The sequence below is a fragment of the Kiritimatiella glycovorans genome, assembly GCF_001017655.1.
Classification (GTDB): Bacteria; Verrucomicrobiota; Kiritimatiellia; order Kiritimatiellales; family Kiritimatiellaceae; genus Kiritimatiella; species Kiritimatiella glycovorans.
This window is the reverse complement of the sequence record NZ_CP010904.1, coordinates 2,669,786-2,691,896: the sequence shown is the minus strand read 5'-3', so window position 1 is coordinate 2,691,896 and position 22,111 is coordinate 2,669,786. Positions and strand designations below refer to the sequence as shown.

General features: G+C 61.8%; 20 protein-coding genes. 11 read left to right on the top strand and 9 right to left on the bottom strand.

The window, feature by feature from the left end:
• Positions 1–30 precede the first annotated feature (30 nt).
• Genes L21SP4_RS11190 through L21SP4_RS11180 form a run of 3 tightly spaced genes read left to right on the top strand, consistent with a single transcriptional unit; the run spans position 31 to position 2,103 of the window.
• Positions 31–975 (top strand): dTDP-glucose 4,6-dehydratase, encoded by a 945-nt coding sequence (locus L21SP4_RS11190; RefSeq protein WP_052882729.1) that lies wholly within the window; start codon positions 31–33, stop codon positions 973–975.
• Positions 969–1,511, top strand: coding sequence for a sugar 3,4-ketoisomerase (locus L21SP4_RS11185; protein WP_082116723.1), 543 nt, complete (start codon positions 969–971; stop codon positions 1,509–1,511). Before L21SP4_RS11190 ends, L21SP4_RS11185 begins: the two co-directional genes overlap by 7 nt.
• Positions 1,504–2,103, top strand: coding sequence for an acyltransferase (locus L21SP4_RS11180; RefSeq protein ID WP_052882727.1), 600 nt, complete (start codon positions 1,504–1,506; stop codon positions 2,101–2,103). Before L21SP4_RS11185 ends, L21SP4_RS11180 begins: the two co-directional genes overlap by 8 nt.
• 43 nt (positions 2,104–2,146) lie before the next feature.
• On the opposite strand, the gene L21SP4_RS11175 is transcribed toward L21SP4_RS11180, so the two are convergent.
• The 6 genes from L21SP4_RS11175 to L21SP4_RS11150 form a co-directional block, all read right to left on the bottom strand.
• Entirely contained in the window at positions 2,147–3,598 is a 1,452-nt protein-coding gene (locus L21SP4_RS11175) for an exopolysaccharide biosynthesis polyprenyl glycosylphosphotransferase (protein WP_052882726.1), read from the bottom strand.
• 214 nt (positions 3,599–3,812) lie between these two features.
• Complete coding sequence (locus tag L21SP4_RS11170; RefSeq protein WP_052882725.1) at positions 3,813–4,598, bottom strand: WecB/TagA/CpsF family glycosyltransferase; 786 nt, start codon at positions 4,596–4,598, stop codon at positions 3,813–3,815.
• A gap of 17 nt (positions 4,599–4,615) precedes the next feature.
• Positions 4,616–6,043, bottom strand: a complete 1,428-nt coding sequence (locus tag L21SP4_RS11165; protein ID WP_082116722.1) for an exopolysaccharide biosynthesis polyprenyl glycosylphosphotransferase — start codon at positions 6,041–6,043, stop codon at positions 4,616–4,618.
• A complete protein-coding gene (locus L21SP4_RS11160; RefSeq protein ID WP_201774635.1) occupies positions 6,040–7,134 on the bottom strand; it encodes a DegT/DnrJ/EryC1/StrS family aminotransferase in 1,095 nt (364 codons plus the stop codon). Before L21SP4_RS11160 ends, L21SP4_RS11165 begins: the two co-directional genes overlap by 4 nt.
• A gap of 1,069 nt (positions 7,135–8,203) precedes the next feature.
• Positions 8,204–8,461, bottom strand: coding sequence for a type II toxin-antitoxin system RelE family toxin (locus tag L21SP4_RS11155; protein WP_052882722.1), 258 nt, complete (start codon positions 8,459–8,461; stop codon positions 8,204–8,206).
• Complete coding sequence (locus L21SP4_RS11150) at positions 8,448–8,681, bottom strand: hypothetical protein (protein WP_052882721.1); 234 nt, start codon at positions 8,679–8,681, stop codon at positions 8,448–8,450. Before L21SP4_RS11150 ends, L21SP4_RS11155 begins: the two co-directional genes overlap by 14 nt.
• Positions 8,682–8,861: 180 nt before the next feature.
• Here L21SP4_RS11150 and L21SP4_RS12595 point away from each other — a divergent pair, with 180 nt between their 5' ends.
• A complete protein-coding gene (locus tag L21SP4_RS12595) occupies positions 8,862–9,245 on the top strand; it encodes a nucleotidyltransferase domain-containing protein (protein WP_082116721.1) in 384 nt (127 codons plus the stop codon).
• Positions 9,202–9,600 (top strand): HEPN domain-containing protein, encoded by a 399-nt coding sequence (locus tag L21SP4_RS11145; protein WP_052882720.1) that lies wholly within the window; start codon positions 9,202–9,204, stop codon positions 9,598–9,600. The genes L21SP4_RS12595 and L21SP4_RS11145 overlap by 44 nt, the downstream gene beginning before the upstream one ends.
• A gap of 196 nt (positions 9,601–9,796) precedes the next feature.
• Here L21SP4_RS11145 and L21SP4_RS11140 read toward each other — a convergent pair whose 3' ends face one another.
• Genes L21SP4_RS11140 through L21SP4_RS11130 form a run of 3 tightly spaced genes read right to left on the bottom strand, consistent with a single transcriptional unit; the run spans position 9,797 to position 13,421 of the window.
• A complete protein-coding gene (locus tag L21SP4_RS11140) occupies positions 9,797–10,963 on the bottom strand; it encodes a glycosyltransferase family 4 protein (RefSeq protein WP_052882719.1) in 1,167 nt (388 codons plus the stop codon).
• On the bottom strand, positions 10,960–11,811 hold the full coding sequence (locus tag L21SP4_RS11135; RefSeq protein ID WP_052882718.1) for a glycosyltransferase family 2 protein: 852 nt from the start codon (positions 11,809–11,811) through the stop codon (positions 10,960–10,962). The genes L21SP4_RS11140 and L21SP4_RS11135 overlap by 4 nt, the downstream gene beginning before the upstream one ends.
• Entirely contained in the window at positions 11,811–13,421 is a 1,611-nt protein-coding gene (locus L21SP4_RS11130) for a DUF2723 domain-containing protein (RefSeq protein ID WP_052882717.1), read from the bottom strand. The genes L21SP4_RS11135 and L21SP4_RS11130 overlap by 1 nt, the downstream gene beginning before the upstream one ends.
• A 165-nt stretch (positions 13,422–13,586) precedes the next feature.
• Here L21SP4_RS11130 and L21SP4_RS11125 point away from each other — a divergent pair, with 165 nt between their 5' ends.
• From L21SP4_RS11125 to L21SP4_RS11100, 6 genes are all read left to right on the top strand, one after another.
• On the top strand, positions 13,587–14,195 hold the full coding sequence (locus tag L21SP4_RS11125) for an HAD family hydrolase (protein ID WP_052882716.1): 609 nt from the start codon (positions 13,587–13,589) through the stop codon (positions 14,193–14,195).
• Between the two features lie 563 nt (positions 14,196–14,758).
• On the top strand, positions 14,759–15,961 hold the full coding sequence (locus tag L21SP4_RS11120) for an ATP-binding protein (RefSeq protein WP_052882715.1): 1,203 nt from the start codon (positions 14,759–14,761) through the stop codon (positions 15,959–15,961).
• 417 nt (positions 15,962–16,378) lie between these two features.
• Positions 16,379–18,376 (top strand): O-antigen ligase family protein, encoded by a 1,998-nt coding sequence (locus L21SP4_RS11115; protein ID WP_160300817.1) that lies wholly within the window; start codon positions 16,379–16,381, stop codon positions 18,374–18,376.
• A 523-nt stretch (positions 18,377–18,899) separates the two neighbouring features.
• A complete protein-coding gene (locus L21SP4_RS11110; protein ID WP_052882713.1) occupies positions 18,900–19,793 on the top strand; it encodes an ABC transporter substrate-binding protein in 894 nt (297 codons plus the stop codon).
• Positions 19,790–20,779: a type I phosphomannose isomerase catalytic subunit gene (locus tag L21SP4_RS11105; RefSeq protein WP_052882712.1), complete on the top strand. Its 990-nt coding sequence runs from the start codon at positions 19,790–19,792 to the stop codon at positions 20,777–20,779. The genes L21SP4_RS11110 and L21SP4_RS11105 overlap by 4 nt, the downstream gene beginning before the upstream one ends.
• Before the next feature lie 75 nt (positions 20,780–20,854).
• The gene (locus L21SP4_RS11100) at positions 20,855–22,069 is read left to right on the top strand and encodes a glycosyltransferase (protein WP_052882711.1); all 1,215 of its coding nucleotides are present in this window, start codon (positions 20,855–20,857) and stop codon (positions 22,067–22,069) included.
• Positions 22,070–22,111 lie beyond the last annotated feature (42 nt).

Genomic DNA, 22,111 nt, shown 5'->3' with positions numbered 1-22,111 from the left:
AATGATGCATAATCAACCGAAGGAAAAGTGATGAGAAAAAAGATTCTGGTCACCGGCGGGCTCGGTTTTATCGGCTCGTATTTTGTAGAGGCGGCGCTGCAGGCCGGCTATTACGTGATCAATCTCGATAAGCGGACCTATGCGGCGCGTGATGATCTCGACTTCGACTCGCGCGATCATTACGAGTTCATCGAGGACGACATCAGCGAAATCAAGCACCTGCCGGTGAACATTGACTACATCATCAATTTCGCTGCGGAATCGCATGTCGACAACTCGATCATGGCGAACGAAGACTTTTTTCACAGCAATGTACGCGGGGTCTACAATCTGCTCGAGCTGGTCCGGTCCAAGGACGAGACCGACCGACCGAAGTTGATCCACGTCTCGACCGATGAGGTCTACGGCACCATTTTTGACGGATGCTTCTCCGAAGTCGACCCGCTGAATCCGTCCAATCCCTACTCCGCGACGAAGGCCGCCGCGGAACAGCTTATCCTCGGCTGGCGCAATACCTACGGGCTGCCGATCATGGTCTGCCGCACCTGCAACAACTACGGGTTCGGGCAGTACCCCGAGAAACTCCTGGCGAAGACGATCGAGTTCCTGCTCAGCGGGAAACCGATGACGATCCACGGCGACGGCAGTTACCGGCGCGAATGGCTCTACGCGGGCGATCACGCGAGGGCGATCCTGCTGCTCATGGAGAAGGGCGAGCTGGGTGAGGTCTACAACATTTCCTCGAACGAAGAACACTCCGTACTGGAAGCCGTACAGATCGTTCTCGATGAGATGGGCCACGACAAGGATTCGCTGGTCTATGTCGAAAACCGCGTCGGCCAGGACCGGCGCTATTCGGTGGACTGCAGCAAGATCCGCGCGCTGGGTTGGGAGCCGACCACCACCCTGCGCGAATATATGCCCGAGTATGTGAAGCTGTATAAGAAGTACCTCAAGGCCAAGGGGGAATGCTAGTGACGCGGCCGCTCTACCGCGTCCTCACGTTCCCGCGTCGTCGCAGTCGCGGCGGCGCATCGCTGGTTCAGTTCCAGCCGGGGGCGGGGCCGGATAACGCGCTCCCGTTCCGGATCGGCAAGGTGCTCTGGACCTCGGGCATGGATGCAAGCGACCACCGGGGCGGCCATGCTCATTTTGAGACCGAGGAAATCCTGGTCTGCCTTCGCGGCGGCTGTACCGTGATCCTCGATGACGGGAAAGGCGCGGAAGATAAGGTCCGGCTGGTCGGGGATCGCTCCACGGATTCGGGATCTGCCGAGGAAAGGGCCTCGCGCGTCGTCGCGAATGACGGGGAATCTATCCATGCCCTGCTGCTCTTCCCGCACATCTGGCGCACGCTGACAGAGTTCGCGCCCGATTCCCAGTTTCTGATTGTCGCGAACATGGAGTACGATGAGGCGGATTATATACGTGAACGCGACGAATTCGATCGTCAGGCCCGTGCGTGGGATCACCTCAGGGGATCCTCGTCGAAGGGAGCCGGCCATGCGTGACGTATATGTCCATCCTCATGCCTTATGTGAATCGGAACACATCGGAGAGGGAAGCTGCATCTGGGCGTTTGCCCACGTCATGGAAGGCGCGACCATAGGGCCCCGTTGCAATATCGGCGACCACGCATTCATCGAATCGGGAGCGAAGATCGGCGATGGCGTTACGATCAAGAACGGGGTCATGGTCTGGAAGGGTGTGGAGGTGGCCGATTCCGTCTTTATCGGGCCGGGGGTGGTATTTACCAACGATCTGTTTCCGCGGAGTCAGAGGATGCCTTCGCAGGAAGGATCCCGCCGCGATGAAGCGGACTGGCTTGTAAGGACCCGTGTGGAGGAAGGGGTTAGTATCGGCGCCAACGCTACGATCCTCCCCGGCATCGTCCTCGGCAGTTACTGCATGATCGGCGCCGGGAGTGTCGTCACAAAAGATATCGAACCCCATCGCCTGGTTACCGGGAATCCGGCATCTCCCGCGGGATACGTGGACTACGACGGCACGCGGTTAACGGAGGAAGACGGGCAGATCGTGAATCCGCAGAGCGGGATGCGATATCGGATCGAAAACGGCCGTTTGTGCCGGGTCTCCAGCTGAAGAGTACGCCACCGAAGGATTCAGCCCCGCCGGCTTCGGGGAGTCAGCCGTCCGCCTGCCCCGTGAGAATCACGAAAACGGTTCCGAAGATGATGTAGAGATCCATCAGCGGGTTCATGTTCCTCGAGTAGTAGAGGTCGTACAGGCAGGTCTGGTTGAATGAGGTATCGCGCTCGCGGCTGGCGTAGAGCTTCCACAATCCCGTGCACCCCGGTTTGATGTCGAAGCGACGTTTGTGCCACTCCTCATTTAAATTGAATTCATCCGGCGGGACGGGGCGCGGACCGACAAGGGACATGTCGCCCCTGATTACGTTGAAAAGCTGGGGGAGTTCGTCGATCGCCCACTTGCGGATGAAGCGTCCCACCGGGGTCACATAGGCCGTATTGACCACCTTGCTCTGCTGACCTTCGCCGTTCGCGATATACCGGGCGATATCATTCGCCCGCTGTTCGTCCTTATCCGCTCCCACGGCCATGGAGCGGAACTTGTAGAACTTGAAGGGCCTGCCGCCACTGCCGACGCGCTCGCGCACATAGAAGACCGGGCCGGGGGAGGTCACCTTGATCGCGATGGCCGTGCCGATCATGACCGGGGAAAGGATCAGCAGGCCGAGCGACGAGGCGACCACGTCAAACATACGCTTGTACCCGAAGTAAAGCGGATTGTCCGGGATGCTGCGTAAGCGCACGAACGGGATGTCGAAGAGCAGGTCGGCATTCAGTTTCTCATGCCAGACCGCCGATTTCGCCGAGTGGACATCCACCCAGCCGAACAGCCCCACGCATTCCTCGATCAGATCCATGAGCTGCTGATGCGTAAGGCCGGGTTCCGCGATTACTGCCCCCTCGATCTTGTGCAGATCGATCAGTTCGCGCAAATCAGCCACATCGCCCAGGCGGGGGATGTCCTTTAACGCCCGCTCCTCTTCCCCGCGTCCCGTAAGCTGGCCGAGGACCTCAATGGTCGAATACCGCCCCGCGTTCCATTTCCGGACGAAATCCTTTGCGAGCGGGCCGTCGCCGATGACCACGACCCGCCGCTGCAGCCCGGCTTTCGAGGCGTAGCGCAAAATGAGCGGAAACAGGATCAGCCGGTGCGCACTGAGCGCCAGCAGCAGCAGCACACCCCAGTTGAAGGTTACCAGACGGGACTCCAGAAAGATTGCGCTCTTAAATATGGATTTGAAGAGCACGTAGATGAGGATAAACACCACGGTGCTTTCGATGATCCCGAGCTGATGCCATCGCAGCGAGATCCACGTCTTGCGCTTGTAAAGGTTGAACGCACTGAAGAGGCCCAGCCCGAAGAAGGCGTAGAAGAAGACAAACGCCGCCTCGGGGACGATCTCGCCGTGAGCGAGATCGATGATGTTCATGCCGAAGGCGTAATGCCGGAACCGCAGGGCGACCCCAAAGGTGCCGACGATCAGGAGATAATCTATGAGCAGCAGATAACTCGCACTCCGGCCGTAACGTTTGAGCAGTTTTCTCATCTACGCGGTTTTCCCCTTGCCCCCGAAAACAGACCGGTGACCATAAGGGCGGATTTTTTAAAGTATATTAGCTCGCTGTGCAATGTTTGATTAAGGGTCGGGCCCTGAGGTCTGCCTTCTTCCTCCGCCCTGTGCGTCTTGGTAGGGCGGTTTCTCCGAAACCGCCGCAATCCGGACGGCTGCGGAGAGCCGTCCCTACCTTTCGCGCCTTGCGTCAATCTTTGGGAAATTTCTTCAGCCGGCACAACTGCAGCAAGGCCTCGACCGCGAAACGCGGGTTGTCGCGCAGATAGCGCGACCACAGCCGCGGATCGGTCAGTGCGCGGTGCAGCCACTGGAATCCGCTGTGTTTGATCCACTCCGGCGCGTCTTTTTTGACCCCGGCATGGACATCGAACGCGTACCCGACCGGGCAGATGATTCTCGCCGGGATGCGGCCCCGGTACTTCCCCATGAAGTAGAGCTGGCGCGGAGTGCTGATCCCCACCCAGAAGATATCCGTTCCGGCCTCGCGCACCCGCGCGAAAAGCCCCTCTTCTTCCTCTTCCGTCAGTTCGCGGAACGGAGGACAATACGTCCCGGCGATCTCGATGCCGGGATATCTCCGGCGCATCTCGTCGGCGAGCTGATCGGCCACGCCCGGCGCCGCGCCGTAGAAGAAGTGCCGCCATCCGCGTCCCGCGGAATACGCACAGACCTCATTCAAGAGGTCCGGCCCGTAGACCCGCCGGATGTTCCGGTAGCCGTGAAGCTTCCCCAGCCATACCAGCGGCATCCCGTCCGGCGTATTCAGGATCGAGGCGTTCAGAATTCGCCTCATCTCCGGGTTGCGCCGCGCCTCCATAATCCCCGCCACCCCCAGCGCACAGGCATAATCATGCCCCCCGCCGCGCTCGATCGCCTCCTCAAAGACTCTCAGCGCATCGCTCATATCGATCGCGTCCACGCCCACGCCCAGGACATCAAAACGCGGCGGCCGGCTCTGTTGTGTAGGCTTCATAAGCATTCAAGGGGGGGTCAGTACGCGCCGCGTTTCATCATCACCGCGGATACGGTGCGCGCGAGAACCACGAGATCCAGCCAGACCGACCAGTTGCGCACATAAAAAGTGTCGAGTTTCTCCATTTCCTCCAGGGCGGCCTCACTGCGCCCGGAGACCTGCCACAGCCCCGTGATTCCGGGCCGCACCCGGTAACGCGGGGCCAGCACCTCTTCCGAGAGCGAGGCGTGATGGTACTCGGGGAGCGGACGGGGGCCGACCAGGGCCATCTGCCCGGCCAGCACGTTCAAAAACTGCGGAAGCTCGTCCAGCGACCAGCGCCGGAGATAACGGCCCAGCGGCGTGATGCGCGGGTCTTCGCGCAGCTTGAAGTGTTCGTTCCATTCCTCGCGCAGGGCCGGATTCTCCTGCAGGGCCTGTTCGAGCCGCGCCTCGGCGTCGGACACCATCGTCTGCAGCTTGATCGCGCGGAACGGGCGGTTGAACCGCCCGCGGCGCAGTTGCAGATAGAACGGTTTGTGACGGTCCACCGCCAGCACGAGCAGCGCCGTCAGCACCGTCAGCGGAAGCCACAGCGGCAGCGTAATCAGTACGAACCCGTATTCGAATCCCAGCTTGATGGCGCGGGAACTGGATCGGAGCAGGTTGCTGGTGACTTCCAGCCCGATCAGGCCGCCGAAATTGCGCGGGACCACCCAGGAAAAGGCGTTCTCGTGGATCGCCGGCAGCAGGATGACCCGCCGGTAGCGGCTCAGCGTCTCGTCGACGAACGCCGTCAGCCGCCGTTCGGGGAAATGGGCCAGCGAGGCGATCGCCGTCCCGGCGGTCGCGGTCGATTCGTCCGTGCCGCCGAGCACCGGGATTCCCTTCAAACGCGAACCCCAGGCCAGATCGTCGGAAAAAATCGCCGTCGGCCGGTATCCGAGTTCCGGTTCCCGCTGCAGCGCGTCGATGATGCGCGGCACCGTATCGGCATTCCCGTACACGGCAGTCGCCGTGCCCCACCACCCCGGAATCGTCAGCAGCTTACGCATGCCGCAGCGAAGAAGAGGTATCAGCGCGGCGCTGGAGAGGTAGGAGGCGATGTAGACCACGCGGCTGGGCAGCACGTGTTCGCGGCTGAAGAAATAGGCGACACCGGCGAGCGCGAATACCGCCAGCAGCAGCAGTTCAATCCTCCGCAGCTCTTCGACCGGACCCAGCCCCCAGCCGGGTACGAGGCCGATAAGGATCGCCGCCGCCCACCAGGTGGGAATGATCATAAGGGAATAGCGTACCGAGATCGGCACCCCCTGCATGCAGAACAGGATGAGATTGCCGAGCAGGAGACCGATCAGAAGCACCAGCCCGTCGGAGAACATCAGGGAGAGGGCGTTTGTTGCGAGCCGTGCCCCTGAGGGCGCCCCGTCCGCCTGTGACCGATCCTCTCCGCGACACGCGTTCATGCGCCCTCCGTGGTTTCGCCGGAGGATTTTCCGCGCACCGCAGCGGCCACTTCGCTCACCTGTTCACGGGTCATCGTCGGGAACATCGGCAGCGAGAGCACCTCGTCCGCGGCCCGCTCCGCCTCCGGGAAGGCGCCTCTCTCATGCCCCAGGAACGCGAACGCCTTCTGCAGGTGGACGGGTACGGGGTAGTGAATGAGGCAGCCTATTCGGCACTCGCCGAGCCTGCGCATCAGTAAATCCCGTCTTTCACTGCGCAGCACATACAGATGGTAGACATGCCCTGCCGGTTTTTGTTCACGCGGCAGGATGAGGCCCTCCGCACCGGCCAGTTCTTCGGCATACCCCCGCGCCGCGTTCCGCCGCCCCTCATTCCAGGCGTCCAGTCGCGCGAGCTTCACGTTCAGCACCGCCGCCTGAAGGGTGTCGAGCCGGCTGTTTTCACCCAATTCCTCATGGTAGTACTTACGGCTCGATCCGTAATTTCGCAGCGTCTTCACCCGCTCGGCCAACGCGGCGTCGTCGGTCGTTACCATCCCGCCGTCGCCGAAGGCCCCGAGGTTCTTGCCCGGGTAGAAACTGAACGCCGCCGCGTCGCCGAGACCTCCCGCCCGCCTCCCGCCATAGGATGCGCCGTGCGCCTGCGCCGCGTCTTCGATCACCTTCAGCCCATGATGGCGTGCGAACGCGACGACCGGGTCCATGTCCGCCGTTTGACCGTAGAGATGCACGGGGATCACCGCCCGCGTACGCGAGGTTACCGCCGATGCCAGGGCCTCGGGATTGATCGTGAAGAAGTCCGGTTCGATGTCAACGAGTACAGGACGCGCACCCACCGCAGATACCGCCAGCGCCGTGGCGACGAAGGTGTGAGCCGGGACGAGCACTTCATCGCCGGGTCCGATCTCGTACGCCCGCAGAATGAGTTTCAGCGCGTCCAGCCCGGAGGCGACTCCGACCGCGTGTCGCGCGCCGCAGTAGTCGGCGAAGGCGGTCTCGAACCGTTCCAGTTCTTCGCCGAGGATAAAATCAGACGAGGCGCACACCGCTTCGATCCGACGCATCGCCTCCGGCATTACCTCGTCTGTCATGGCCCGGAGATCAAGAAACGGAACGCCCATACGAAGCTCCACGCGTGTTCATGTCGTTAAACGGTTTCGGACGCATTTTCGCTCTATCCTTCGGAAACAACCTATAAAGTTACGCCATAGGAGTCGATTCCGAAAAAACGCTTCGGGGTCGAAATCGGCATTCACCACAGAGATAGAGAATGCGATTCGTACTCGGAGCGGTGGGCAGGGCGCGATCTCCGAGCGCGCCGCAAATGGAAAACCGTGGGGAAAGATTGGGATTAACCATGAAGGGCATGAAGAGCAGAAGAGGGGAGGGAGAACAGAGCCACAAGGGGAACACAGAAGAAGGGAGAGAAAGAGCAATAGCCACAAAAGGGCACAAGGGGGACACAGAAGAGGGAGAGAAGGAAAAAAGGCAGGTGCGATGCCATATTCGGTCTGAATATGGCAATTCCGATGCCATAATTAGTTGCTAACTTGATCTACGGCGAATCCACGTCCGGTGCGATCGAGGTGAAGAACAGCCGACGTGTAGATCGCAGGGACCTCCGGGGCTTGAAGAGCTTTCGTGAAGATTACCCGGGGTGCGACACGATGTTGCTCTATCGGGGCAGCGAGCGCCTGCGCATCGACGATATCCTCTGCCTGCCCTGCAGTGATTTTCTCTCCGGACTTGAGCCCGATCGCGCCGTGTGCCCGTGATGCGGGATGAAAAAAACCGGGGGGAAAAATATGGGATCAACCATGAAGGCCATGAAGGCCATGAAGAGCATGAAGGGGTGAACATAATTCGTACTCGTACAAACGTTCGTAGTAGCGCCGCAAGCCTGCCCCCGGCAGGCCAGGCGCGTGAAGGTAACGGCCCTGGCCCTGCTTCGCAGGCCTGCGGGCCTACTACGAACGTAAGAGGGAACGCACCATTTCTTTGCCTGTGCTCTTCTCATTTATCTTTTGGGATCGCGCCTTCGGCGCTCCGAGTACGCGTACGAGTACGATATTCGCCCGGGTATCCCAATGTTGATCTCAGGAGATGGAAATCGAGGGGAAAGAGTGGGATTAACAAACCTTCTCCCGTCCCCTCCGGAGGTTACCGATAGATGTCTTTCCGGTGGCCGGCTTTTACCACGCAGACCACGAGCTTTCCGTCGTCGATCTCGTAAAGGATCCGATAGGCCCCGCAGCGCAGGCGGTATTTTTCATCGCCCGAAAGCTTCCGGGCCTGCGGGGGACGCGGATTCCCGCCCAGGGCGCGGATGGCTTCGACGATCCGCGTTGCATCCGCGGCAGGGATGCGCTTCAGATCTTTCGCGACGGACTTGCGGACAAAGATGTCATATTCTGCCATGACGCTTCAGATCCCTGACGAAATCTTCGAAACGGATGGCGGGTTCGTTCTTTCGCTCATCAAAGGCCGCAAGATCCGTGGCGTCTTCCGCGAGTTCCTCGCGCACGGCGTCGTTCACGAGTTTCGAGACCGAACAAGAGGTCTCGGCGGATTTCAGCCGCAGGGCCTTGTGCAGATCGCTGTCCAGATAAATGGTCGCTCGCCTGGCGGATGCAGTCATTGTTCACCTCCAATGGCAAAGTTAACGCTATGACGCTATAACGTCAAGACGCTGCGGCTTCGTGGTTCAGCTTCCGTGTGTATGGGATGTGGAAAGTGGGTTGTGGGAAGTAAGATTTAATCGGCAAAGACGGGTTCAGGGGTTTAGTTCCGTCTTGAATTCCGACATCGGCGCCATACCATGACGTTTATGGATCGTGTGTCTGACAGGGTTGTTCAGGAGATCACCTCCCGGCTTGTTTCCGCCGGGGTTGAAAAGGTCGTTTTGTTCGGAAGTCGGGCTCGAGGTGCCTCAGGTGAAGACAGTGATATTGATATTCTGGTAGTGACGACGGATGATTTTATCCCGCGCAACTATGATCAGAAGAGCGAGGTCTATTTAAGGGTAGCCAACAGAATAAAAGATATTCGGCGTAAATATCCTGTAGATATAATTGTTCACACGCGACCTATGCATAAAAGGTTTTTATCTATGAATAGCGTTTTCTGCGGGGATATACTTAGAGAGGGCAGGGTTCTTTATGAAAAAGACCACGCAGGCCTGGCTCGATGCCGCTCTGGATGATCTCAAGGTCATGCAGCAACTGGAGGGGCGGGCGGACCTAACCCATATGCTTGCTTTCCACGCTCAGCAATGTGTGGAGAAATCGTACAAGGCGTTGATGGAAGAGCGGGCTATATCTTTCAAAAAGACACACAGCATTGAACAGTTAACGGGCCTTATATTAGATAATAAATTGATGGATGTAGATGAAGAATCTGTTGTGCCCGCTTTGCTGGATCAGCTTTATATAGACGCACGTTATCCCGGTGACTTGGGGCTTCTGCCCGAGGGCAAGCCTTCAACGCACAAGGCGGAAGAGTTCAGAGCTTATGCCAGGTCCGTTTATGACGCAGTGAATAGATGCCTGGGTGCTTAATGGGTGCATGACCTTTCGCGCGGCTGTTTCTGCTGCCGGCGTTCGCCGTCGGCGTGTTTTTCGCTTCCAGTATGGTGTTTCGGGGCTGGTGCGCTGCGCGGACGACCGCGCGAAAGGCGCTCAAGAATTATCGCCACACCGATCCCCCCCCCCTTCTTCTGTGGTCCGCTTGTGCCTTTTTGTGGCCCCTGTGTCGTCAAGACGCTGCAGCCTGGCGATAGATCGCGCGGGTGCGCTCCGCGGCCTGCGCCCACGAAAACCGCTTCACGTTTTCGAGACCCGTTTCCCTGATCCGGCGGTAGTGCGCAGGATCCGTCATCAGCCGCTCCATCTCCGCCGCCGCAACGGCGGGATCGTTGTGATCCACGTAGACCGCCGCCGCTCCCCCTACCTCCCGCAGCACCGGGAGGCCGCTGCAGATCATCGGAAGCCCCAGCGACTGGGCCTCCAGTACGGGCAGACCGAACCCCTCACAGGCGGAAAACAGGAGCGCGGCATCGGATTCCGCGTAGATCTCACGTATCCCGGCATCGGCCTGGTATCCGAGGATCTCGATATCCTCCCGCGCGCGACTCGATTCGATACGCCGGCGCAACTGATCGTAGTAATCGCGGTCGTTTTCGAATCCCCGGAACAGCAGGCGCGGTTTGTCCGGCCCGGTGATGCTCTGATGCAGGTGTTCAAACGCGCGGAGAACCTTGTCCTGCCCCTTGTAGGGCATGAACTTGGCGACGCAGATGAACGTGAAGGGAGCGCCTTCCCGCGGACGGGGCAGGGGATCGGGGGCCGGCGCGCCGTGCGGCACGGTCCGGATGCGGTCGGCGGCCTTCGGGAAGAGGGTCCGGGCTTCTTCAGCCACCGCTTCGGAAACCGTGATGATCCGCGCGCCGGTCGCGAAACACCGCCGCTCCATGAGATCGAAGTACGCCCTGTTCAGCCGTTCCCGGAGGTGCGTCAGCGGAGGCGGCATTTCACGGAACAGGAAACGGTAGAAGAAATCGTGCACCGTCGTGACGCCCGCCGCCGGAGACCGCCAGGGCACTTCCGTCGCGAGCTTGTGCAGCACGTCGATCCGCTCATTGCGGCAGATGCGCGGGAGCCGGCGGTGCACCCAGTCGAGCCGCGGCAGGATGCCGGGCGGGAATTCGGGGACTTCAAGGATGTCGGTGCGGCCGGGGTCGGGAAGCAGCGGGCGCTGCTCCGGTCGCACAAGACAGAGGATCTCCATGTCCCCGGCGTCCGGAAGCGTGTCCAGCGCCTGCAGCAGCTCGCACGCATACGTCCAGATCCCGCTCCCCGTCCCGCCTTTACCCGGACGCATCGGGGCCAGATCGATCGCTACGCGCAGGTTGTCGCCCTTCATGTCGACACCCCCTCACGTCCCCGTTCAGGCCAGCGCCACGTTCCCGTGCGCGCCGTAATGCGTCGGCGTTCGTCCTCATCGTCGAGATAGATGGAATAGGTCAGGGGGAAGCGCTGCCGATAGCCGCCGCGCACGAACTTTTCGGTCCATTTCAGCGCGCGGATCGGTCCCGCGCACAGGCGAAGCGGCCGCGGATTATCGCGCTGCAGTGCGGCCAGCTCATCCCATGCCCTCGGGCTCAGCGACAGATTGTGTTCCCGCAGGAAAAACGCGGCGCGGTAGCCCGGGAGGTGGCGCGCCCGAAACCCGTGCTCAAGCGCCCGGAGCATGAATTTGTGGTCCGCCGTGCAGCGCATCCGGGGATCAAACTTCACCGCCTCAAAGACCCGCCGCCGGAAGAACAGCGCGCACGAGAGCGTGTAAAGATGTCCCGTGCGGAGGTAGAGACGACGCGGAGGCAGCGTCTTCCGCCATGCGAGCAATTCGCCGCCATCCTCCACAACGAGGTAATCGCCCGCGACAAGGTCGATGCCGGGATGTCGTTCAAAGAAGTCGTGCACGCCCCGCAGCGCTCCGGGAAGATACTGCTCGTCGCAGTTGAGCCACGCGAAGATCTCCCCCGTCGCGCGGCTGAACCCCCGGTTCAGCGCCTCGTACATCCCGCCGTCCGGTTCGGACACACCGAGCAGTCCGTGCTGAGACTTGAGCCATTCGGCAGTGCCGTCGGTCGATCCGCCGTCCTGCACGAGGTGCTCGAGTTCCACGCCTTCCTGATCCGCCACCGACACTCGGCATCGGCGCAGGTCTTCCAGCATGTTCATGCTCGGGGTGACGATCGAGAATTTCATCACATCCCTGTGTAGCGTCCCGGGGCGGAAAATTCGAGGGATTCCCGAACCCGGTAGATCTTTCCGAAGGGGTGCGAGGCGACCGGTTCGACCGCAGGGCGGAGCCTCTCCGCAAAACGCTTCAGCTTTGTGCTGCGACCGGGGAAGCGGATTCCCATCGATTCAGGAGGAGCGAACACATCCCCGTAAACATACGTATACCCTCCGGGCGGGGGAGCGGGATCGAAGGCGTCCTCCGCGAGGCGTTGCAGCGAGACGACGCGGGCCGGCGCGTGGTAGCGCAGGTAGAAGAAGAACACGGGATTGTCGGCCGTGAGGACCTTATCCTGCGAATCCGTGTTTTCCACGACCCACTCCGCCTTGCGTGCGTGGTAGTCCCCTTCGCCGCCGGCGATCCATGCCATCCCGCCGGTCCAGTTGTGCAGGGCGAGCAGAGCGATCAGGGCCGTTCTCGTCCCCCGGCGGCGCGGCGTGGCGGCGGGAAGCACCAGCCCGGCGGTCATCCACAGCGGCGGCAGGACGGCCGTCCAGAGTTCGGGGTTGCCCGGTTCGAAGACGCAGACCGCGCCGGAGGCGCCGGTGAGCCACAGGATGACCGCGCCCGCGGCGGCACGGCGGGGCGCGGACCACGGGGCGCCCGCCCCGCCCCGTTTGGAGCGCACCTCGGTGAGCAGGGCGAGTGTTGCCGCGACCGCGAGCGCGACCAGCGTACCCGCGGCGGCGAACCGCAGCCCCGCCGGTCCTGCGCGGCCCATGAAGATCTCCTCGCTCAGCGCGCGGTAGGGAAACATCCGTTCGATGGCCGAAGCCGCCCCGGGGAAGGCGAAGACGAAATTGCCCGCGACCAGGCTCTGGCCCGCGCCGACGATCCCCTTGAGCAGCGACGCCACCCGGAGGCCGCCTTCGGGCTGCCAGCTTCCGGCCGTGAAGAAGAGTCGGCCGGTCGCGGCCGTGGTTCCGTATACGGCGGCGATGCCCGCAGCCGACCCGAGCAGATGGATGAGCGCGCGGCGTGGTCGGCGCCGGAGCAGGTGGTATACGGGGAGGCAGACGAGTACCGCCCAGCCCTGCAGCACGTGAAGCGAGACCGCCAGGATCGAGAAGCCGACGGCGGCCGCCTGGAGGCGCGCCCCGCGTTCATCACGAACGGCGCAGCCGAACGCCGCCAGCGCGGCGAGCGAGGCCGGGACATACACCTCCGCCTCGCAGGCATACCGCCAGAATCCGTACGAGAACGTCAGCCCCGCCGCGGCGAACAGCGCCACGCCCGTGTCCCGCAGGCGGCGTACGACCAGAAACAGCGCCGCAACCGCCGCCGCGCCGCTCAGCAGGCTCACCGCCGCCATGACCGGATACGCATGCAGTTCTGTGGAGAAAGGCCGGATGAATCCCCGGAGCGCGCGCATGAGGGGGAGATAGAGGAGGTGAAACGAGTGAAACAGGGCCTCCCCGCCCCGTTCCACGTTCCACGCGTAGTCGTACGCGTCCTCCGCCTCCGTGTGGTTCTCGGGGAAGGTCAGCAGAAACAGCAGGAGCGTCGCGGCAAAAAGGATCCGCGCCTGAATAGAACCCCTCCGCCACCAGGGGCCTGATGCGTCTTCCGGCTTCATGAAGACGTGGTGTACCGCGATGCCGGGGCAAATTCGAGGGATATTTGATTCCGAACGGAACCTGAGAGACATGCGAACACCCCGGAAACGCATGCCCCGCGGCCCGGTGCCGGCCGCGCTTCCTTTTCTTTCTTCAGGCCTTCGCGTCATCCATAATGCCGGACCATGAACCCCATCAGAAACATCCTCTTCGATCTCGGAGGCGTGCTGATCGATATCCACCGGATGCGCGGGCTCCGGCGCCTGACCGCGCTGGGACTTCACGGCATGGTGGGCCTGGCGGGCGAGTTCGAGCGCGGGGTCATCGATGAGGCGCAGTTTCGCGATCGTGTACGGGAGGCGGCGGGGCGGGACCTCGGCGACCGGCAGATCGACACGGCCTGGAACGAGATCATCGGCGCGGTCCCGCCGGGGCACATCGCCATGCTCGACGAGTTGAAGGAGCGCGGATTCCGGCTCTTCCTGCTCAGCAATACGAATGCCATCCACTACCGCGAATGCGAGCGTACATTCCGGGCTGTGTCCGGCGGCGTCCCGATGAGCGGGTTCTTCGAACACATCTTCCTCTCGTATGAACTGGGAATGACCAAGCCCGATCCGGCGATCTTCCGCCACGTGGCCCGACGGGCCGCCATCGATCCCGGAGTAAGCCTGTTCATCGACGATGACGTGCGGAATACGATTGCGGCCGCGAAAGAGGGATTCCGGGTGCATCGCCACGATCCCGCGCAGGGCGCGCTCACGGTCGCGAACGTGTTGGGGGTGACGGAATAAAGCCACAAAGAGGCACAAGGGGACACAGAAGAGAGTGAGCGGGAAATCCAATCTGCTGACTTCCGAGGAGGTCAGAAAAGTTGTCGTAAGTCCTTGAGCGGCAAGGAGGGTGTTGCGGATTCGGGGGTCCCGATTCGGAAGTCAGGAGGAAGCGGTTCGATTACGTGTATCCGGGTAAGTGTTGCGGTGAAGAATGCGGTTAAGGGTTCGTGGAAGGGCGCAGTCCACACTTCAGCGGACCCTTCGTCGCCCACTTAACCGCCACCTTTACTCGGATACGCTTAATCGATCCGTCGTACTTCTGACACGGTCTTTTCAAATATGGTTCTTTGTAGATTTTTGTGGAACTACTGAAATCGTAGCGGCTGGATTAGAAATCCGCTCGCGTCACAACGTACGCGTACGAGTACGAATTATGTTCACCCCTTCATGCTCTTCTTGTCCTTCATGGTTAGTCCCATTCTCTCCCCCACGGTTCGGAATCAGCACCACAAAAGTATTGCAAATTTAACGCGACGCATTAATATTGCTCCATGTATTTAGCTCGTCATACGGAATCCTCTTTGCTGGAGGCGACCTCGCAGTTTCCGGCTGTGGCCCTTTCGGGCGTCCGTCAGGCGGGTAAATCCACGCTGCTGAAGCATCTTTTTCAGGCATCTTACGATTACGTGACGCTTGATGATACCACATTGCGCACGCAGGCGAGGCGCGATCCGGTTACCTTCCTGCGCAACTATGATCAGCCGCTTATTATTGACGAGGTACAGTACGCGCCGCAGCTTCTGCCCGAGATCAAGCGTCGCATCGATGAACACAACCGGACGGGACAATTCATTCTTTCCGGCTCGCAGCCCTTTCATCTGATCCGGAATCTTCAGGAGAGTCTGGCGGGGCGCGTGCTTCTAATGGAGCTGTTCCCGATGACCGTATGGGAGCGCTCAGGCCGGGGCAGCGCAAAGCACTGGCTCCCCATGCTGCTTGAAGAGGGGAGCCTGACCCGCGCCGATTTCAGCGAAACCGAAGACCTGAGGCGGCCCGAGGCCATGATCAGGCTCGGGGGGCTTCCAGGCCTTCTGGGGAAAAAGGAAAAGTTTGTCGGTCCCTTCTTCGAGAGTTACTTGCGGACCTACATCGAACGTGATCTTTCTCTGGCCGTCCAACTGGAGGATGCCTCCCGCATGATCGACTTCATGCGTTTGCTCGCCCCCCTGACCATGCGGGAAATCAACAAGAGCCGTCTCGGTCGTGACATTGGGATGTCGCCCCCCTCTGCGCAGCGGTGGCTTCAGTCACTGGAGACCGGAGGGGTCTGGCATAAACTGCCGGCCTATTCGGGGAATCAGATCAAGCGTATCGCGAAGAGAGCGAAGGGAACCCTCTTTGATACGGGGTTGATCTGTCACCTTCTTCAGGTCGTTTCGCGGGAGTCCCTCTTGACCCACCCCATGCTCGGGTTCCTGTTCGAGTCCGCCGTCTTCCTCGAGATGCGGGCGTTGGTTTCGTCGACGCTTTCAAATGTCCGCTTTTATCACTGGCGCAGCCAGCAACAGGAGGTGGATCTCGTCCTCGAATGCGGAGGCAAACTCTTTGCCTTCGAATGCAAATGGAATGCGCTTTTGCGAGGTGATGAGCACAGGGGGCTGCTCAGATTCCGCGAGACCTATGGCGACCGGGTGGCGTTTGCCGGGATTATCACGTCCACGGGCCACTTTGCGGAACTGGAGCACCACGTCTACCAGATTCCGTGGATACCGGCGGGCGGGTGAACCGGGCCACAACAAGGCCACAAAGAGGCACAAGGGGACACAGAAGGGGGGAGAGAATGGGATTTACCATGAAGGACATGAAGAGCATGAAGGTTGGTTCGGGGGGAATAGGAATCAGAATCGGGATCGGGATTCACCACCGAGACCACAGAGGATACCGGGTTCGGGATGGGAGACGACAAACGTTCGTAGTAGCGCCGTAAGCCTGCCCCCGGCAGGCCAGGCGCGTGAAGATAACGGCCCTGGTCCGCTGCGCGGGCCTGCGGGCCTGCTACGAGCGGGAGAGTGAACGCACGATCTCTTTGCCTGTGCTCTTCTCATTCATCTTTGTGCCCCCTTGTGCCCTTTAGTGGCCTTTGACGGGCTCCTCTTCTCTCTTGTCTGTACCGCCCGATGGCGGGTAAAAAGTGCGAATCGATGATGAACCGCGACAGTGAAAACAGCGAGGCCGGGGTCATTCGCGTGCTCACGGGGCTGGTATGGTGCCTGCTCGCGCTGCCCCCCCTGGGCGCGCCGGTGCTCTTCGGCGGATCCGACACGCATATCTGGTCGGTGGCGCCGTTCGTGATGGCGTCGATGCTGGGCGTCGCGCTGTTTTTTCTCTCGCGCCTGCGCCGGGATCCGGAGCAGATCGACGAGGTGTTCCGCGTCCCGCCCGCCGCAGTCGTGTGGACCGCGCTGTTCCTGGTCAGCGGCCTTTTCCTGTTCACCTCGCGCATCCCGTACGAGACGCAGATCGGCTATCTCCGCATCGGGACCTTTCTCGGGGCTTACTGGGCATGGACGAACCTGCTGCGTGATTTCCGGCGCGGACGCTGGATGCTATTCCTGCTGATGGCCGTGGCGGTTGGAATTTCCATCTATGGGATCGTGCAGGATGTAACCGACGGCAACATGGTCCTCTGGGAGGAGACGCAGTACGGCGAGCGCGCCAACGGGACCTACCGATGCCCGAATCACCTCGCGGATTACCTGAGCCTGCTGCTTCCCTTTGCGCTGGTGCTGCCTTTCCTCAGAGCGGCGGGCTGGCCGCTGCGCCTGCTCGCGCTGGGTGCGCTCGTGCCGTGTACGTGGGCCCTGCACCTCACGCAGTCGCGTGCGGGCTGGCTCGGCGCGATCACGGCGGTCGTCGCGACGCCGTGCTTCCTGATCCTCCGCCGGAGCTGGAAGGGATTCATCCTCGCCGCACTCCTCGCGCCTTTCCTCATGGGTGCGGGACTCTACGGGCTGTGGCAGGTCTCTCCCGAATTTCGAGAGCGCGGCGGAAAGGTTGTCGCCTACGCCACCGACCTCTATGAAGCCTGGCAGACTTCAAAAGAAGCGGAGGAGCATGTCGGCGATGCCGAAGGTTCGGACGAGGATATGCGTTCGATCGCCGCGGCGCTGGTGTCTCGCGAGCATGTATTTCGCCCCATGCTGATAGCCGACACCCTGCGGATGCATGCCGATCACCCCTGGGCGGGTCACGGTCTCCGCACGTATGAATGGATCATCCCGGACTATCGCCATTACTGGGATCGCGGGACGGGATCCCAGCCCAAGATGGCCCGCTTCGCGCACAGCGAGTACTTCAACCTGATCGCCGAGTGCGGCTGGATCGGTCTCGGGATCTTTCTCTTCGCGATCGTCTGGGGGTATGCCGCCTTCATCCGTCTCCTGCGCCGCGCGCCGCCCGGCGCGCCCGCCGCGCTGATCGCCGCGGCGCTGGCGATGCTCTCCGGCACGCTGGTCCATGCGATGTTCGATTTCAATTTCCAGATGTACGCCAATCCGCAGGTCATGGCCCTGCTCGCGGGCATCGCGGCGGGCCCCGCGCTCGCGCTCCGCCGCCGGAGCCTTCCGAAGCTGGAACGGCGCATCCTGCTCGCTGCGGGGATCGTCGCTTCGCTGATCGGACTCTTCTTCGCCCTCCAGTACGGCGTCTCGGGGCTGGTGCGCCATGCGGGTGATCGCGCGGCCCGGGCGCGGGAGTACGAGACGGCGGTGAAACACTACCGGACCGCGAGCACCATCTCACCCCGGAGCTGGCGCGCGCACTACGCGCTCGGAGAACTCTACCACGAACGGCGCACCTCCACGCTCGACCGCGGGCAGAAGCGTTACTGGGCGCAGTTCGAGCGCGACGCGCTGTTTGAAGCCCACAAGGACAACCCGCCGAACGCCGAGATTCTGATGGACCTCGGCCGCGTCCATGTCTTTCTCGGCAATAAACAGCGCGGCTTCGAATATATGGTGGAGGCCGCGGAGATCAAGCGCGTCGAAAACGAGCACTATTACAAGGAACTCGGCATGGAACTGAAAAAGGCGGGCCGCTACCGCGAGGCCCTCGAAGCGTTCCTCCGCGCCGCCGACGCCCGTCCCTCCCGCTCCATCCGGCGCAATATCAAGTGGCTCAGGGAAAGGACCGGGGAATAACCGCCGGCGGGAAAGATAGGGATTCACCATGAAGGTCATGAAGAGCATGAAGGGGTGAACATAATTCGTACTCGCACTCGTACTCGGAGCGCCGCAGGCGCGATCCCACTCCCCCGGTTCAAGGAACTCGAGTACGAATTATGTTCTCTCTGCATCCCGATTTCGACTTCGATTCGGATTTCGAAATCCCATCCGCCTCATCGGCGTAATCCGTGGTCGGAAACACAAGAAAGGTCTCTCGCCAAGGCGCAAAGATCGCAAAGATGAATGAGAAGAGCACAGGCAAAGAAATGGTGCGTTCTCTCTTGCGTTCGTAGTAGGCCCGCAGGCCTGCGAAGCAGGGCCAGGGCCGTTATCTTTCACGCGCCTGGCCTGCCGGGGGGGCAGGCGTGCGGCGCTACTACGAACGTTTGTCGTCTCCCCTCCCGACCCCGGCATCCTCTGTGACCGCTTCGGGTATCCGACCTCTTCCCTTGCAGTATCTCCGCTTTGATCCGAAAATGAGGGCAAAGGGAGATGAAGCATGAAACGCTGGATGATAGGGGTCATGGTGGCGAGCGGGATGTTCGCCGCCGCGGTTGCGGCTGAACCGATCGTGGTCGGCGGCAAGAATTTTACGGAGCAGTTCCTGCTGGCCGAGATGGCGGCGCTCCTGCTGGAGGACGCGGGGTACGAAGTGGATCTGCGGACGGGGGTCGGATCGTCGCTGGCGCGGAAGTCGCTGATCAACGGGGCCTTCGACCTCTACTACGAGTACTCGGGCACGGCCTACACGGTTTATTACAAGAAGAAGGACCGCTCGGTCATGACCGACCGCGAGCGGGTGCTGGAATGGGTCCGCAAGCATGACGCGAAGAAAGGGCTGGTCTGGCTCGATCCGCTCCCGTTCAACAACACCTATACGCTGATCATGCGCCGGGCGGAGGCGGAGGAGAAGGGGATCGACACGATTTCCGCCCTGGCCTCGCACGTGCAGAACCACCCGCAGGACCTGGCGTTCGGGATGAACAGCGAATTCTGGGAACGACCCGACGGATTCAAGCGGCTGATGAAAACCTGCGGGTTCCGCGTGCCCTACGGACAGATCCGGAAGATGTCCACCGGCCTCGTCTACAAGGCACTCCGCGACGGCCAGCTCGACGTGGCGATGGGGTTCGCCACGGACGGCCGCATCGCGGCGTTCGATTTCGTTACCCTGGAGGACGATTGCGATTTCTTCCCCGTGTATAACCCCGCGCCGGTGGTGCGCGAAGCGGCGCTGGAACAGTACGGCGGCATTCGCGAAGCCCTCGCCCCCCTTGCGGAGCATCTCGACACGGAGACCATCCGCGAACTCAATTCCGAGGTCGATATCCATCATCGCGACGAGCGCGCCGTGGCGCGGGAATGGATGACGAAAGAGGGGATTTTGCCGTGAGTGAGCTGTATCCGCTGAAATTCAGGCCGGTCTACAAGGACTACCTATGGGGGGGCGACCGCCTCGCCTCGCGATTCAACCGTGATCTGCCGGGCGGCCGCGCGGCGGAGTCGTGGGAGATCTCGGCGCATCCGGACGGCCTGAGCGTGGTCCGCGAGGGTCCGCTGGCGGGGCGCGGGCTGGACGAACTGGTCGCCGTGTACGGCCGCGACCTGCTGGGAAGCGCCGCGCCGGAGGACGGGTTCCCGCTGCTGATCAAGCTGATCGACGCCCGCGACGTGCTCAGCGTCCAGGTCCATCCCGATAACCGGAGCGCCGCGCGCTCGGGCGGCGACCCCAAGACGGAAATGTGGTATTTTTTCGAGGGCGATCGCGAGGCCGGCGTGTACTGCGGGCTGGCCCCCGGGACCGGACGCGAGAACTTCCTGGCCGCCGTGCGGGAACAACGGCTCGCCGACGTGCTGCGCCGCGTGCCCGCCGCCGCCGGCGAAGCCGTATGGGTCCCCGGCGGACGGGTACACGCCATCGGCCGCGGCTGCCTGCTGCTCGAGATTCAGCAGAACAGCAACACCACCTATCGCGTCTACGACTGGGACCGGGTGGGGCACGACGGCCGCCCGAGAGAGCTTCACCTCGAACAGGCGCTGGAGGTCATCGACTTCGGGGACGAAGACGATCCGCGCTGCACTTCGCGGCCCTTCACCGAACACGGCACCGCCGGCGACAGGATCTGCCGCTCGCCCTACTTCCGTCTCGACCGCTTCAGGCTCGACGCCGAGATCACGCTGCAGACGGACGGGACGACGTTTCACGCCTGGTTTCTTCCGGACGGGGAGGCCCGCGTGAGGACCGCCGGCGGGACGACGCGCTGGCACGGGGGCGAATCGCTGCTGATTCCCGCCTCGACGGGGACCTACACGATCCAGCCCCTCGAGGGGGGCGGTCAGGCTCTGAGGACCACGCTGCCCGGGGCGGAAGGGGATTGAGCGGGACGCATAATCCTGTATTCTGATCCCGATTCTTAACGGAACCGTCACGGGCCGAGAGGAGATTTCCGACCCATGCGTATCTGCATGTTTACAGACAGTTTTCTGCCGCGGGTGTCCGGCGTGAGTTTCGCCGTGATCAATCAGGCCAATGAGCTGGTCAAGCGCGGCCACGAAGTGACGATCTTCAGGCCGCGGCCGATGAAGGATGCCGGCGGAGATGCGCTCAACGAGATGCATCCCGAAGCGCGCATCCACGATCTCCCGATCAGCATCCCCACGCGCAAGTTTCCGGACCTGAACATCGCCGTACCCTCGTTTTTTCCGGCCTACCAGACCGTGCGCGAATTCCGTCCGGAACTGATTCATGTGCACACCGAGTGGGGCTGCGGCTGGGAGGGGCTTCTCCAGTCCCGGATCCGGAACGTCCCCGTGATCGGTACGTTCCACACCTTTTACGCCGAACCGGGATACCTGCGCCACTTCTACATGCCCGATACGAGGCTCACCAAGGAGATGATGTGGAAGTACTCGATCACCTTTTTCAATCGCTGCAACGCGGTGATCAGCCCCTCGCGCACGGTCAAGCGGTTCCTGATGCTCAAGGGCCTCAAGTGGGAGCCGACGGTGATTTCCAACGGCATCCGCGAACCCGAACTGCGCGCCGATGAAGAGATCGCCGCACTGAGAGAGCAATACGGGATCCGGGATACCTTCAACTTTATCTACATCGGAAGGGTCTCGGGTGAAAAGTCGCTCGATGTGGCCGTAGAGGCCTTCCGGCAGGTGTACCTGAAACATAAGCACGCCCGATTTGTGATTGTCGGCGACGGCAGCGCGAACCGGGAACTCGACCGGCTGATCCCGCGGGCCGGGATCGAATCCGCCGTCGTGCGCGTCGGACGCGTGACCCACGACCGGCTGATCGCCGATAATATCCCGCGGCTGGGCGATGCCTTCATCACCGCGAGCAAAACCGAGAACCAGCCGGTCAGTCTGCTGGAAGCGATGGCCTTCGGCCTGCCGATCATCGGCCCGCGCTCGCGAGGCATCCCGGAGCTGGTCGAACACGGCGTCAATGGATATCTGTTCCGTCCGGACGACGCGGGCCGGATGGCCGGACTGATGAACGCACTCGTCGAAGACCGCGCGCTGATGGATTCGATGCGGCAGGGCGCCGCGGAAAAGGTCCGGCCGCACGCGATTTCCAACGTCGCGGAGCGGCTGGAGACCATTTACCGGAACGCCATCGATACGGCCGATGCCTCCGGACGGACGGCGGCGAAGTGAAATCCGCCCGGAGAGATCCGGGTGCAACGGTCGAAGTCGGGG

Excerpts from the sequence above, each read along its gene's own strand:
- L21SP4_RS11190 (WP_052882729.1), top strand. The coding sequence starts at position 31 with ATGAGAAAAAAGATTCTGGTCACCGGCGGGCTCGGTTTTATCGGCTCG.
- L21SP4_RS11185 (WP_082116723.1), top strand. The coding sequence starts at position 969 with ATGCTAGTGACGCGGCCGCTCTACCGCGTCCTCACGTTCCCGCGTCGT.
- L21SP4_RS11180 (WP_052882727.1), top strand. The coding sequence starts at position 1,504 with ATGCGTGACGTATATGTCCATCCTCATGCCTTATGTGAATCGGAACAC.
- L21SP4_RS11175 (WP_052882726.1), bottom strand. The coding sequence starts at position 3,598 with ATGAGAAAACTGCTCAAACGTTACGGCCGGAGTGCGAGTTATCTGCTG.
- L21SP4_RS11170 (WP_052882725.1), bottom strand. The coding sequence starts at position 4,598 with ATGAAGCCTACACAACAGAGCCGGCCGCCGCGTTTTGATGTCCTGGGC.
- L21SP4_RS11165 (WP_082116722.1), bottom strand. The coding sequence starts at position 6,043 with ATGAACGCGTGTCGCGGAGAGGATCGGTCACAGGCGGACGGGGCGCCC.
- L21SP4_RS11160 (WP_201774635.1), bottom strand. The coding sequence starts at position 7,134 with ATGACAGACGAGGTAATGCCGGAGGCGATGCGTCGGATCGAAGCGGTG.
- L21SP4_RS11155 (WP_052882722.1), bottom strand. The coding sequence starts at position 8,461 with ATGGCAGAATATGACATCTTTGTCCGCAAGTCCGTCGCGAAAGATCTG.
- L21SP4_RS11150 (WP_052882721.1), bottom strand. The coding sequence starts at position 8,681 with ATGACTGCATCCGCCAGGCGAGCGACCATTTATCTGGACAGCGATCTG.
- L21SP4_RS12595 (WP_082116721.1), top strand. The coding sequence starts at position 8,862 with ATGACGTTTATGGATCGTGTGTCTGACAGGGTTGTTCAGGAGATCACC.
- L21SP4_RS11145 (WP_052882720.1), top strand. The coding sequence starts at position 9,202 with ATGAAAAAGACCACGCAGGCCTGGCTCGATGCCGCTCTGGATGATCTC.
- L21SP4_RS11140 (WP_052882719.1), bottom strand. The coding sequence starts at position 10,963 with ATGAAGGGCGACAACCTGCGCGTAGCGATCGATCTGGCCCCGATGCGT.
- L21SP4_RS11135 (WP_052882718.1), bottom strand. The coding sequence starts at position 11,811 with ATGAAATTCTCGATCGTCACCCCGAGCATGAACATGCTGGAAGACCTG.
- L21SP4_RS11130 (WP_052882717.1), bottom strand. The coding sequence starts at position 13,421 with ATGAAGCCGGAAGACGCATCAGGCCCCTGGTGGCGGAGGGGTTCTATT.
- L21SP4_RS11125 (WP_052882716.1), top strand. The coding sequence starts at position 13,587 with ATGAACCCCATCAGAAACATCCTCTTCGATCTCGGAGGCGTGCTGATC.
- L21SP4_RS11115 (WP_160300817.1), top strand. The coding sequence starts at position 16,379 with ATGATGAACCGCGACAGTGAAAACAGCGAGGCCGGGGTCATTCGCGTG.
- L21SP4_RS11110 (WP_052882713.1), top strand. The coding sequence starts at position 18,900 with ATGAAACGCTGGATGATAGGGGTCATGGTGGCGAGCGGGATGTTCGCC.
- L21SP4_RS11100 (WP_052882711.1), top strand. The coding sequence starts at position 20,855 with ATGCGTATCTGCATGTTTACAGACAGTTTTCTGCCGCGGGTGTCCGGC.